Below are 10,869 nucleotides of genomic sequence, written 5' to 3' on the forward strand. Positions count from 1 at the left end.
ACATGTCGCAACACGATCCCGGTGACCATATGCCCCGACGGTCGCTCGCCCAGCGTGTCAGCGGGCCAGCGCCGGCTCGGCGTGGGGCTTCGTGGACGCCGCCACCGGCACCGGGAACACCACCCGCACGACGAGACCACCGTCGACGCGCGCCTGTGCCTCGAGCTCGGCGTGGTGCGCCAGGGCGATGGCCCGCACGATCGACAGGCCCAGCCCGTGGTGGCCCTCCCGGCCGCGGGTGCGGTCCAGCCGCTGGAACGGCTCGAAGAGCCGGTCGACCTGCTCGGGCGGGATGGCCCTGCCGCTGTTGGCGACCGTCAGGACGGCGTGGCCTTGCTCGCTGCCGGTGCTCACCCGCACCCAGCCGCCGGGCACGTTGTAGGCGATCGCGTTGTCGAGCAGGTTGGCGACCAGCCGCTCGACCAGCGCGGGGTCGCCCGTACCCCAGGCCAGCCCGATCTCGGACTCCAGGCGCACGTCGCGCCGCTGGGCCGCCGGCCGGTACGTGGCGGCGGCCTGCCGGGCGATCAGCGACAGCTCGACGGGCTCGTGGCGGTCGAGGCCGCGCTCGCTGCTCGCGAGCGTGAGCAGCGACTCCAGCATGCGGGCCTGCTGGCGGCGGATCGACAGCAGGCGCTCGAACGTCGACCGGAAGGACTCCACCGTGGCGGTTGAGTCGGTGAGCGTCTCCTCGATGAGGGCGTGCTCCAGGGTCAGGGGGGTGCGCAGTTCGTGGGCGGCGTTGGCGACGAACCGCTTGTGCGCGTCGAGCGCCGTCTCGAGCCGTTCGAGCAGCCCGTCGACCGTGTCGGACAGGTCGCGCATCTCGTCGCGGGGCCCGGTCGCGGCCAGCCGGTCGTGCACGTTGTGCGCGGAGATCTGCTGGATCGACGTGGTCATGGTGCGCAGCGGGCGCAGGATCCGCCCGGCCAGCAGCCAGCCGAGCACGAGCGAGACCGCGACCATGATGGCCAGGGCGGTGAGCGAGTGGACGAGGAGGTTCTGCAGCTCCGCGTCGTGCTGGCGGGCGGCCTGCTCGGCCATCTGCTGGCCCACGACATCGACCTGCTCCGGCGGCAGCAGCTGGCCCGGGTCCAGGTCGGGGCTGCCGGGCAGCAGGGTGCCGGGGGCGTTGACGTGTGTGGTGAACGCGGACCTCGGCGACTTGGCCACGAGCAGGTAGGTGATCGTCAACAGGATGGCGCCGGACACGGTGAACAGCAGCCCGAACAGCAGCGTGAGCCGGGTGCGTACCCGGCTGGGGCGTGGCACACGCATGGGGGACCTCAGATCCGGTAGCCGCCGCGGGGAACGGTCTCGATCAGGGGCGGGTCGGCCAGCTTGGCGCGCAGCCGGTTGATGGTGGCCTTGACGGTCGTGGTGAACGGGTCAGCGGCCTCGTCCCAGACGCGTTCGAGCAGCTCCTCTGCCGACACTACGCGGTTGCGGGCCGCCAGCAGGTACTCCAGGACGGCGAACTCCTTGGGGGTGAGCGCGAGGCGTACCCCGCCGCGGGTAGCGACCCGCTTGGCCGGGTCGAGGCTCAGATCGCCGGCGACCAGCACGGGCGGCAGCGCGGGTTGCGAGCGCCGGCCGAGCGCCCGCACCCGCGCGACCAGTTCCGCGTACGCGAAGGGTTTGGGCAGGTAGTCGTCGGCGCCGAGGTTGAGCCCCTCGACCCGCTCGGCCAGAGTGCCCGACGCCGTGAGCATGAGCACCCGGGTGTGCGGCTCCTGACCGGCCAGGGTGCGGCAGACATCGTCGCCGTGCACCTCGGGGATGTCGCGGTCGAGCACGACGACGTCGTAGGCGACCACGCCCGTGCGCTCGAGCGCCTCCGCGCCGTCGTAGACCACGTCCACGGCCATGCCCTCGCGGCGCAGCATCCGCCCGACCGAGTCCGCCAGCTCGGTCTGGTCCTCGACCACCAGAACTCTCATCGCCTCAGGCTGCCTGCCCCCCGGTCACATGCCCGTCACAGCCTAGCGTGCGCGGGCGGTCACAGCGTGGTCACAAACTCGCGGACCGTCGTGTGACCGCCCGGCTCGTAGAACAGAACCCGGAAACGACCGTCCCTGATGGAAGGACACTCCATGGCATTGCAGCGAAGGCGGGGCCTGCTGGTGGTCACCGCCGTGATGGCGATCGGGCTGGCGCTCGCCGGGTGTGGCGACGACGAGCCGAAGAGCACGGGCAGTTCGGGCGCCACCGCCGGCAGCGGTCGCGGCGGCGGCGGGGGCGGGGGCGGGGGCAACGACGAGCGCGAGGCCGCTCTCGTGAAGTACGCGCAGTGCATGCGCGACAACGGCGTCGCCAGCTTCCCCGACCCGGTCGGCGGCCGGCTGCAGTTGCAGGCACGGCGCGGCAGCGAACTCGACCCGGAGAACCCGACGTTCCAGGCCGCGCAGAAGGCCTGCAAGGCCCTTGAGCCGCCGGGCCTCATGCAGCAGGGCGCCCAGCCCGAGCAGCAGGAGGCGATGCTGAAGTTCGTCAAGTGCATGCGCGAGAACGGCGTGCCGAACATGCCCGACCCGCAGCCCGACGGCCGCATGCTCATCGACCGCGGCGCCGGGGTGGACCCTGAGTCGTCGGCGTACAAGGCGGCGCAGGACAAGTGCCGCAACCTGCTGCCGGGCGGCGTCGCTCCGGGCGGCGGCTCATGAGCTCGGTGACCACCGGCGAGGGTGAGCTCACCCCGACGACGGCACCGGAGCCGGACGTGAGCGAGCGGGCGCCGCAGGCGCCCGCTCCCCACCGCCGGGAGCCCGGCCGCCGGCGCCGGTTCCTGTTCGTGGGCGGCACCGTGCTCGTGCTCGGTGCCGCCGCCGGCGGCGTGTTCGCCGTGACGTCGACCTCGCAGAACGCGGCGGCGGAACCCAACGCGGCCGAACAGACCGCCGCCGGCCTGGTGCCCGTACGCAAGGGCGCGCTGTCCGCGCAGGTCAACCAGAGCGGCACGCTGTCCTACGCGGCCCAGGCCGACGGCTCGTCGTACTCGGTGATCAACCAGCAGGCCGGCATCTACACGAAGCTGCCGGCGGCCGGCTCGGTGGTCAAGTGCGGCAAGGTCCTGTACTGGGTGGACGACAACCCCGTGCTGCTGCTGTGCGGCAGCCGTCCGCCGTACCGCGACCTGTCGTACGGGCGGGAGGGCTGGGACGTGAAGGCCCTCAACGCCAACCTGCGCGCGCTGGGCTACGCCTCCGAGGACGAGATCGACGACGGCGAGGACGAGTTCACGGGCGAGACCGCCGAGGCCCTGGAGGACCTGCAGGAGGACATCGGCGCCGACGAGACCGGCCGGCTGAACCTGGGCGACGCGGTGTTCCTGCCCGGGCCGCTGCGCATCACGAAGGCGATCCCGAAGCTCGGCACCCGTGCGGCGCCCGGGACGGCGGTCGTCGAGGCGGCCACCACGGTGCGCCAGGTGGTCGTGCAGCTCAACGCGGCGCAGCAGTCGTTCGTGAAGAAGGGCTTCAAGGTCTCGATCACCCTGCCGAACAACAAGGTCACGCCCGGCAAGGTGAGCCGCATCGGCACGGTGGCCAGCTCGTCGGGGGACCAGGGTGACGTGGCGACGTCCGGGTCGACCTCGTCCGACGCGACGATCCCGGTCTACATCAGCCTCGACAAGCCCAACGACGCCGGCACGCTGGACGCGGCGCCGGTACGCGTGCAGATCACGACCGAGGGGGTGAAGGACGCGCTGATCGTGCCGGTCACGGCCCTGATCGGCATCGCCGGCGGCGGGTACGCGGTGGAGCGCGTGAACGCGGACGGCTCGCGCGAGAGCGTGCCGGTCGAACTGGGCCTGTTCGACAACGCCAACGGGCTCGTGCAGGTGGAGGGCGCCCTGGCGCCCGGTGACCGAGTGGTGGTGCCCGCGTCATGACGATGGTCTCCGTTGGCGCGCCGTCCACCATTCCGGCCGTTGCCGACCGGCCCGCGGTCCTGGAGCTGCACGACGTCACGAAGACGTACGGCGAGCAGCCGCCCGTGCCCGCCCTGCGGGGGGTGAACCTCACCATCCGGCAGGGCGAGCTGGTCGCGATCGTCGGGCCGTCCGGCTCGGGCAAGACGACCCTGCTGCACGTGATGGGCACGCTCGACCGTCCCAGCGGCGGCGTGGTGCGCATCAACGGCGTCGACATCTCGGGCCTGGGCGACCGGCAGCTCGCGGCGCTGCGCGCGCGCAGCATCGGCTTCGTGTTCCAGCAGTTCTTCCTCGCCGAGCACTCCACGGCGCTGGAGAACGTCGCCGACGGGCTGCTCTACGCCGGCGTGGACGTGCGGACCCGCCGGGCGCGGGCGAGGGAGGCGCTGACCCGGGTCGGGCTGGCGCACCGCGCCTCGTTCCGGCCCACGAAGATGTCCGGCGGCGAGCGCCAGCGCGTCGCGATCGCGCGGGCGCTCGTGGGCCGCCCGGCGATCGTGCTGGCCGACGAGCCGACCGGCAACCTCGACAGCCGTACGGGCGAGTCGATCGTCGCGCTGCTGCACGAGCTGAACGCCGGCGGGGCCACGATCGTCGTGATCACCCACGACAACGACCTGGCCAACCGCCTGCGCCGGCAGGTGCACGTCCTGGACGGAAAGATCATTTCGGATACGGGGGAGGAACGATCGTGAGCGCCATCACGGCGCCCGCCCGGCTGCGCTTCGGCGACCAGGCCCGGGTGGCCAGCATCGGGATCCGGGCCCGCAAGGTACGGGCCTCGCTGACCGCGCTCGGCATCGCCATCGGCGTCGCCGCGATCGTGGCGGTGCTCGGGCTGTCGTCGTCGTCGCAGGCCGGGCTGCTGGCCGAGATCGACCGGCTGGGCACCAACCTGCTCACCGCCACCAACGGCCAGTCGTTCTCCGGGCAGACCGCGCGCCTGCCGCTGTCCGCGCCGCTGCGGGTCTCGCACCTCGACGCCGTCGAGCGGGTGGCCCACGTCGGCACGGTCGGCACCGCCAAGGTCTACCGCAGCCCGCTCATCCCGTCCGTGACGACCAACGCGTTGCAGGTCAAGGCCGCCAGCCTCAACCTGCTCGAGGTGGTCGCCACGACCGTGGCGACGGGCCGCTGGCTCAATCCGGCCACCGCGACCGAGCCGGTCGTCGTGCTCGGCTCGACCGCCGCGCGCCGCCTCGGCTTCGACCGGGTGTACCCGGGCCAGCGCATCTGGCTCGGTGACCAGTGGTTCTACGTGGCCGGGATCCTGAAGCCGGCCACCCTCGCGTCCGAGATCGACAGCAGCGCGCTGGTCGGGTACCCGGCCGCCCAGCGTTATCTCAACTACGCGAGCATCGTCGAGGGTGAGGTGGCCAACGGCCCCCCGAGCACGCTGTACGTCCGGGCGGAGACGAGCCAGGTCGGCACCGTGCAGGGCCTGCTCGCCCAGACGGCGAACCCTGAGGCGCCCAATGAGGTCGACGTCAGTCAGCCGTCGGCGGCGCTGACCGCCCGCGCGGCGGCCGAGGGCGCGTTCAACACGTTGTTCCTCGGGCTCGGTGCGGTCGCGCTGGTGGTGGGCGCGGTCGGGGTCGCCAACATCATGATCATCTCGGTACTGGAGCGGCGCTCGGAGATCGGCCTGCGGCGCGCGCTCGGCGCGACCCGCCGGCAGATCCGCAGCCAGTTCCTCTCCGAGGCGATCATGTTGGCATTCCTGGGCGGCGCGGTCGGCGTGGCGGCCGGCGTGCTGGCCACCATGGTGTACGCCCGCACGAAGGGCTGGGAGGTTGTCGTCCCCGTGGAGGCCTGGGCGGGCGGCATCGGCTCCGCGATCGCAATCGGCGCGTTGGCCGGCCTGATCCCCGCGCTGCGCGCGGCCCGGCTGTCCCCGACCGACGCGCTGCGCACGGTGTGAGGACCGTGCCGGACAACGAAAGGTACGCGCAATGGCGACCACGACGACCTTTCCGGAAGTACGCATCTCGACCGACCGGCTGACCATCCGCGAGTTCGCTCCGGAGGACGCCCCCGGCGTGGGTGAGGTGATCGCCGCCCAGGAATGGGAGGCGTTGCCCCCCGGCGTTCCCCGGGCCACGATCACGCTGCCGCGCTGGCTGCGCGACGACGTGCACCGGTTCCGCGACGCGGGACACGGCGTGCACCTGGCCGTCCAGCACAACGCCGACGGGGTGCACATCGGAGCGATGAGCCTGTTCAACACCGACTGGAAGCGCGGCTGCACGGAGGTCGGTTTCGGCCTGCGGGCCGGCTGGCGTGGCCGGGGGTACGCCACGGAGGCGCTGCTGGCGCTCACCGGGTGGGCCCTGTCGGCCGGCGCGATGCGCCGCATCGAGCTGCTCACCGCCCCGGGCAACGCGGCCGCGCGGCTGGTCGCCGAGAAGACCGGCTACGCGTACAAGGGCATCGTTCCCGATCCCCGGACGGGCGACGACATGCTGCTGTTCCACCGTTCGCGCTGAACCGAGCGGCGAGGCGCCCGGCTCCGGCCGGGCGCCTCGCCGACGTCGCGCCCGTCCTCCCGCGCAGATCGGCCTCCGGTGCGGTATCCGGTACCTCACCGGGCTGAGCGCGGCACCGGCCCGGGCGCGTCCACGCCGCTCACCGTGCCGCCGTCAGGCACCGGCTGATGCGGCCCTGCGTTCCCGGTATGCGACCGTCTGGCGGGCCAGCGCCAGCGCGAGCGCGGCGGTGACCAGCAGCGCTGCGGCGGCGGCCGGCGCGTGCCCGTCGAGCCACAGGTACACCACCACGATCGGCACGAACCCGAGGATGGCCGCGCCCGCGGCCATGACCACGGAGGCGTGCATCCCAGTGACGCAGAGCGAGCCGACGAACAGCAGCCCGACGAAGACCCCCACGAGCCAGCCGCGCCGGGAACCCGCGCCGAACGCCGCCCCGATGGCGCCGGCCAGCACCACACACGCCACGGCGCCGAGCACGGTCGGCCACATCGGGCCCGTGGTCGGCGGCGGCGCGCCGTCCTGGACCTGCCGGGCGAACGCCCAGTGGTCGCTCAGCGCCGGGCCGGCGAACGGCAGCGCCACCAGGAGCGTGACCCCCGCGAACACCAGGCCCAGCACGGCCCCGCCGAGAGCGCGCCGGACGACCTCCCCGGCCCGCGCGCCCCGGCCGAGGTACACCCCGCAGGCCAGCGCCAGCAGCGCCGCCCACCCGAGCCCTGAGGTGTACGCCGCCCGGGCGTCGCTGCGGAACGCGTCGAGGTTCTGCTCGGCGCCCTGCGGGTCGTTGTAGATGTAGGTCAGGTAGGAGTCCGCGTTGACGGGCAGCATGATCCACGCGGCGATGAGGGTCAGCGGAGCGAGCGCGAGCAGCAGCCGGTTGCCTCGCAGGTTCATGGCCGCCAAGCTACCGAGCGCTCTCGTCCCAGTCGATGCGATAGTTGTGCATCCATCCCTGGGCGTCCTTCGCGGCGATCCGGCGCATCACGACCGGCAGGATCAGGTCGCGGATCGCGGCGCCCACCGGACCGGCCATCTTGCCGTTGCCGTTGCGTCTGCCCTGAGCCACGACCCGCTCGACGCGCTCGCGCCGCAGATGCCGGAACGTCGCGAACGCGGCCGCCGGCTCGTCGATGTCGCGCAGGCAGCGGCCGAGCACGACGGCGTCCTCGATGGCCAGCGACGCGCCCTGCCCCGAGGAGGGGGAGGTGGCGTGCACCGCGTCGCCGACGAGGACCATGCGCTCGTTGTGCCAGGTCGGCACGCGCGGGAAGTCGTAGGTGTTCCAGGCGGGGACGATGTGCTCGGTGGCGGCGATGATGTCGAGCATCGGGCCGGGGTCGTCGGCGAACAGGTCGTTCAGGCGTTCGCGCCACTGCCGCCCGGTGATGGCGAGCAGTTCCTCGCGGCTGGGCTCGCGCCTGGCGGGCGGGTTGGCGAACCACCACACGTCGCTGGCGGGGTGGATGAAGTACCCGAAGAAGCAGCGCCGGCCGAACACGAAGTGCGCCACGCCGGGCGGGCCGGACAGGCGCAGGCCGCGCGCGTACCCGCCCGTGTTGAGCAGGCCGATGTGGCGGGCGGCGGGAGCCTTCGGGTCGATGATGGCGCGGGTCCGCGAGCGCAGCCCGTCGGCGCCGACGAGCAGGTCACCGTCCGCGGTGGTGCCGTCCGCGAACCTCGCTTGTACGCCGGACGGCGTGACGGTCGCGTCGACGAGGCGCTTGCCGTACTCGATCGGCACGCCCCGGCGGACGGCTTCGTCGCGCAGCGCCCCGTAGAGGTCCGACCGGGAGACCGTGCGGGCCCGCATGGGGGCCGTGGCGAGCTGCCGGCCGCGGCTGATCATCACCATGGCGGGCGTGTCCATGCCGAGCCGCGACAGGTCCAGATCCAGCACGGACAGGGCCGCCAGCCCGTTCTCGGCGAGGGTGAGGAAAGCCCCGACCCCGTCGGAATCCCGGTCGTACGCCTCGTAGACGACGGGGTCGAGCCCCGCCTTGCGCAGGGCCATAGCGGTGACCGTTCCCGCGATACCGCCCCCGATGATCAGTGCTCGCTTAGTCATGTTCACACTATACATACTATGACTAAGACCGAGTCAAGGTCGTTAGGATCTGCCCATGTCCGCACCGCGCCGCTCCGTGCTGGCCCTGGCCGTGCTGTCGATGCTCACCGAGGAGCCGATGCACGCCTACCGGATGCAGCAGTTGATCAAGGAGCGGCACAAGGACGACGTCGTCAACGTCAGCCAACGCACGAGCGTCTACCAGACCATCCAGCGCCTGGCCCGCGACGGTCTCATCGAGGTCGAGTCCACCGAACGCGCCGACAACCGGCCCGAGCGCACCACCTACCGGATCACCCGGGCCGGCCGCGACACTCTGCGCGAGTGGCTCTACGCCATGCTGTCCACCCCGGCGCCGGAGTACCCGGAGTTCCCGGCCGCCCTGTCGTTCCTGCCGAGCCTCGCGCCGGCGCGGGCCGTCGAGGCGCTCACCGTGCGGGCCGACCGGCTGGCCGAGCGGCTGGCCGCCATGACGGAGTCCACCGCCGAGTCGGCCGCGTTCCTGCCCCGGCTGTTCCTCATCGAGAACGAGTACCAGCTGCGGGTGCTGGAGGCCGAACTCGCCTACGTGCGCGGCCTGCTCGACGACGTGCGCGCCGGCCGCCTCACCTGGCCGGACCACCTGTGACCTGGCGGCCCGGCGACGACCCGCGCGAGCTGGTGCGCGCGCACACGGCGTACTCGTGTGTGGTGGGCTCGCGGGCCTACGGCCTGGACGGACCCGACTCCGACTACGACCGCCGCGGCGTGTTCGTGGTGCCCACGCCCGCGTTCTGGGGCCTCGACGACCCGCCCACCCACATCGACGGGCCGGCCGAGGAGCAGTTCTCCTGGGAACTGCGCCGCTTCTGCGAACTCGCGCTCACCGGCAACCCGACCGTGCTGGAGTGCCTGTGGTCGCCGCTCGTGGAACACGTCGACGACGCCGGCCGCGAGCTGCTCGCCCTGCGCGGCGCGTTCCTGTCGGCGCGCCTGGAGAAAACCTATGGGGAGTACGCGCGGGACCAGTTCGCCCGGCTGACCGCCGTCCGCCAGCGCACCGGCGAGATCCGCTGGAAGCAGGCGATGCACATGATCCGCCTGCTGCTGGCCGGCGCGTACGCCCTGCGCCACGGCGAGATCCTGGTGGACGTGTCGGCGTACCGCGACCGGCTGCTCGCCGTACGCGCGGGCGATGTCGCGTGGGACGAGGTGACGGCGTGGGCCGAGCACCTGCGGGCGGAACTGGTCGCCGCCGCCCGCCGGACCGCATTACCGGTGGAACCCGACCGGGCGGCGGTGGCAGACTTCCTCGTCCGTACCCGCCGGGCACGCCTGTAAGGAGCTGACGATGGCGACCGACCTCGACACCGCCCTGCCCGCGTGGCTCGCCGACGTCGCCGCCACCCAGCCGTACCCCCTGGTCTTCGCCACCGTGTCGGGCGCCCACCTCTACGGGTTCGCCTCCGTCGACTCCGACGTCGACCTGCGCGGCGTGCACGTCCTGCCGGCCGCCGAGGTCGTCGGGCTGCGCACCGGACCCGAGACGCTGCAACACATGGGCGACCGCGACGGCGTCGAACTCGACCTGGTCACCCACGACCTGGCCAAGTTCTGCCGGCTGCTGCTGCGCCCCAACGGGTACGTGGCCGAGCAGCTGCTCTCGCCGCTCGTCGTGGCGACCAGCGAGACGCACCGGGAGCTGGTGGCGCTGGCGCCGGACCTGCTGACCAGCCGGCACGCCCACCACTACCGGGGGTTCGCCGCCACCCAGTGGCAGCTGTACGGCCGCACGGGCGAACTCAAGCCGGCCCTCTACACGCTGCGCGTGCTGCTCACCGGCATCCACCTCATGCGTACCGGCGAGGTGGTCGCCGACCTCGACGCCCTGTGGCCCGACCACGACCTGCCCTACGTCCCGGACCTGATCGCCGCCAAGCGCCTGGGCGAGCACGCCGCCCTGGGCGGCCTGGTCGCTCCCGACCGGCTGGCCGCCGACGTGACCCGCCTCACCGCGACCCTGGACGAGTCGGCGCAGGCCAGCCCGCTCCCCGCCGCCCCGCGTGCGGCCGACGCCCTCCATGCCCTTCTGGTGCGCGTCCGCCTCGCGGACCCCTCCCGCTGACCCGCCCGCCGCGGCGGCCCGCGCACGGTGGCCTCAGAGGACGTCTGATTCACGGATTTTGTGAGTTATCTACGTTCACGTGTCTCGCCAGGTTGGGGTGGATTCGGCGGTAAGGCGTTTGGCGAGGTTGTCGATCATCGCGATGGTGATCATGCTGGCGGAGTTGTCGGGTCAGGCTTCGCAGTCGCGGACGAGGCGGCGGTGGTGCATGAGCCAGCCGATCGTGTTGGGTCGGGCCCGGGCGCGGTGCCTGGATTGCTCCAGGTCCGTTTCCCGG

The 10,869-nt window shown here is 72.6% G+C and carries 12 protein-coding genes and 1 pseudogene; 8 read left to right on the top strand and 5 right to left on the bottom strand.

Annotation, left to right across the window (positions count from 1 at the left end):
* Positions 1 to 57: 57 nt before the first annotated feature.
* Positions 58 to 1,278, bottom strand: coding sequence for a sensor histidine kinase (locus ABD191_RS23595; protein ID WP_344086160.1), 1,221 nt, complete (start codon positions 1,276 to 1,278; stop codon positions 58 to 60).
* Positions 1,279 to 1,286: 8 nt separating this feature from the next.
* Positions 1,287 to 1,940: a response regulator transcription factor gene (locus tag ABD191_RS23600; protein WP_344086163.1), complete on the bottom strand. Its 654-nt coding sequence runs from the start codon at positions 1,938 to 1,940 to the stop codon at positions 1,287 to 1,289.
* 153 nt (positions 1,941 to 2,093) lie between these two features.
* On the opposite strand from ABD191_RS23600, the gene ABD191_RS23605 reads away from it, so the two are divergent.
* Genes ABD191_RS23605 through ABD191_RS23625 form a run of 5 tightly spaced genes read left to right on the top strand, consistent with a single transcriptional unit; the run spans position 2,094 to position 6,420 of the window.
* Positions 2,094 to 2,663, top strand: a complete 570-nt coding sequence (locus ABD191_RS23605) for a hypothetical protein (protein ID WP_344086166.1) — start codon at positions 2,094 to 2,096, stop codon at positions 2,661 to 2,663.
* Complete coding sequence (locus ABD191_RS23610; protein WP_344086169.1) at positions 2,660 to 3,892, top strand: efflux RND transporter periplasmic adaptor subunit; 1,233 nt, start codon at positions 2,660 to 2,662, stop codon at positions 3,890 to 3,892. The genes ABD191_RS23605 and ABD191_RS23610 overlap by 4 nt, the downstream gene beginning before the upstream one ends.
* Positions 3,889 to 4,629, top strand: coding sequence for an ABC transporter ATP-binding protein (locus ABD191_RS23615; protein ID WP_344086171.1), 741 nt, complete (start codon positions 3,889 to 3,891; stop codon positions 4,627 to 4,629). The genes ABD191_RS23610 and ABD191_RS23615 overlap by 4 nt, the downstream gene beginning before the upstream one ends.
* The gene (locus ABD191_RS23620) at positions 4,623 to 5,855 is read left to right on the top strand and encodes an ABC transporter permease (protein ID WP_425560836.1); all 1,233 of its coding nucleotides are present in this window, start codon (positions 4,623 to 4,625) and stop codon (positions 5,853 to 5,855) included. Before ABD191_RS23615 ends, ABD191_RS23620 begins: the two co-directional genes overlap by 7 nt.
* Positions 5,856 to 5,886: 31 nt before the next feature.
* Complete coding sequence (locus ABD191_RS23625; RefSeq protein WP_344086173.1) at positions 5,887 to 6,420, top strand: GNAT family N-acetyltransferase; 534 nt, start codon at positions 5,887 to 5,889, stop codon at positions 6,418 to 6,420.
* Between the two features lie 153 nt (positions 6,421 to 6,573).
* On the opposite strand, the gene ABD191_RS23630 is transcribed toward ABD191_RS23625, so the two are convergent.
* The gene (locus ABD191_RS23630; RefSeq protein ID WP_344086176.1) at positions 6,574 to 7,317 is read right to left on the bottom strand and encodes a hypothetical protein; all 744 of its coding nucleotides are present in this window, start codon (positions 7,315 to 7,317) and stop codon (positions 6,574 to 6,576) included.
* A gap of 10 nt (positions 7,318 to 7,327) precedes the next feature.
* Positions 7,328 to 8,488 (bottom strand): FAD-dependent oxidoreductase, encoded by a 1,161-nt coding sequence (locus tag ABD191_RS23635; protein ID WP_344086179.1) that lies wholly within the window; start codon positions 8,486 to 8,488, stop codon positions 7,328 to 7,330.
* Between the two features lie 55 nt (positions 8,489 to 8,543).
* Here ABD191_RS23635 and ABD191_RS23640 point away from each other — a divergent pair, with 55 nt between their 5' ends.
* The 3 genes from ABD191_RS23640 to ABD191_RS23650 are packed head-to-tail and all read left to right on the top strand — an operon-like array spanning position 8,544 to position 10,592.
* Positions 8,544 to 9,116 (top strand): PadR family transcriptional regulator, encoded by a 573-nt coding sequence (locus tag ABD191_RS23640; protein ID WP_344086182.1) that lies wholly within the window; start codon positions 8,544 to 8,546, stop codon positions 9,114 to 9,116.
* Positions 9,113 to 9,808, top strand: a complete 696-nt coding sequence (locus ABD191_RS23645; RefSeq protein WP_344086185.1) for a nucleotidyltransferase domain-containing protein — start codon at positions 9,113 to 9,115, stop codon at positions 9,806 to 9,808. The genes ABD191_RS23640 and ABD191_RS23645 overlap by 4 nt, the downstream gene beginning before the upstream one ends.
* Before the next feature lie 10 nt (positions 9,809 to 9,818).
* A complete protein-coding gene (locus tag ABD191_RS23650; RefSeq protein ID WP_344086188.1) occupies positions 9,819 to 10,592 on the top strand; it encodes a nucleotidyltransferase domain-containing protein in 774 nt (257 codons plus the stop codon).
* A 75-nt stretch (positions 10,593 to 10,667) separates the two neighbouring features.
* Here the strand turns inward: ABD191_RS23650 and ABD191_RS23655 are convergent.
* Positions 10,668 to 10,869, bottom strand: a pseudogene (locus ABD191_RS23655) (hypothetical protein); the annotation flags it as partial.

The sequence above is a fragment of the Luedemannella helvata genome (assembly GCF_039528415.1).
Classification (GTDB): Bacteria; Actinomycetota; Actinomycetes; order Mycobacteriales; family Micromonosporaceae; genus Luedemannella; species Luedemannella helvata.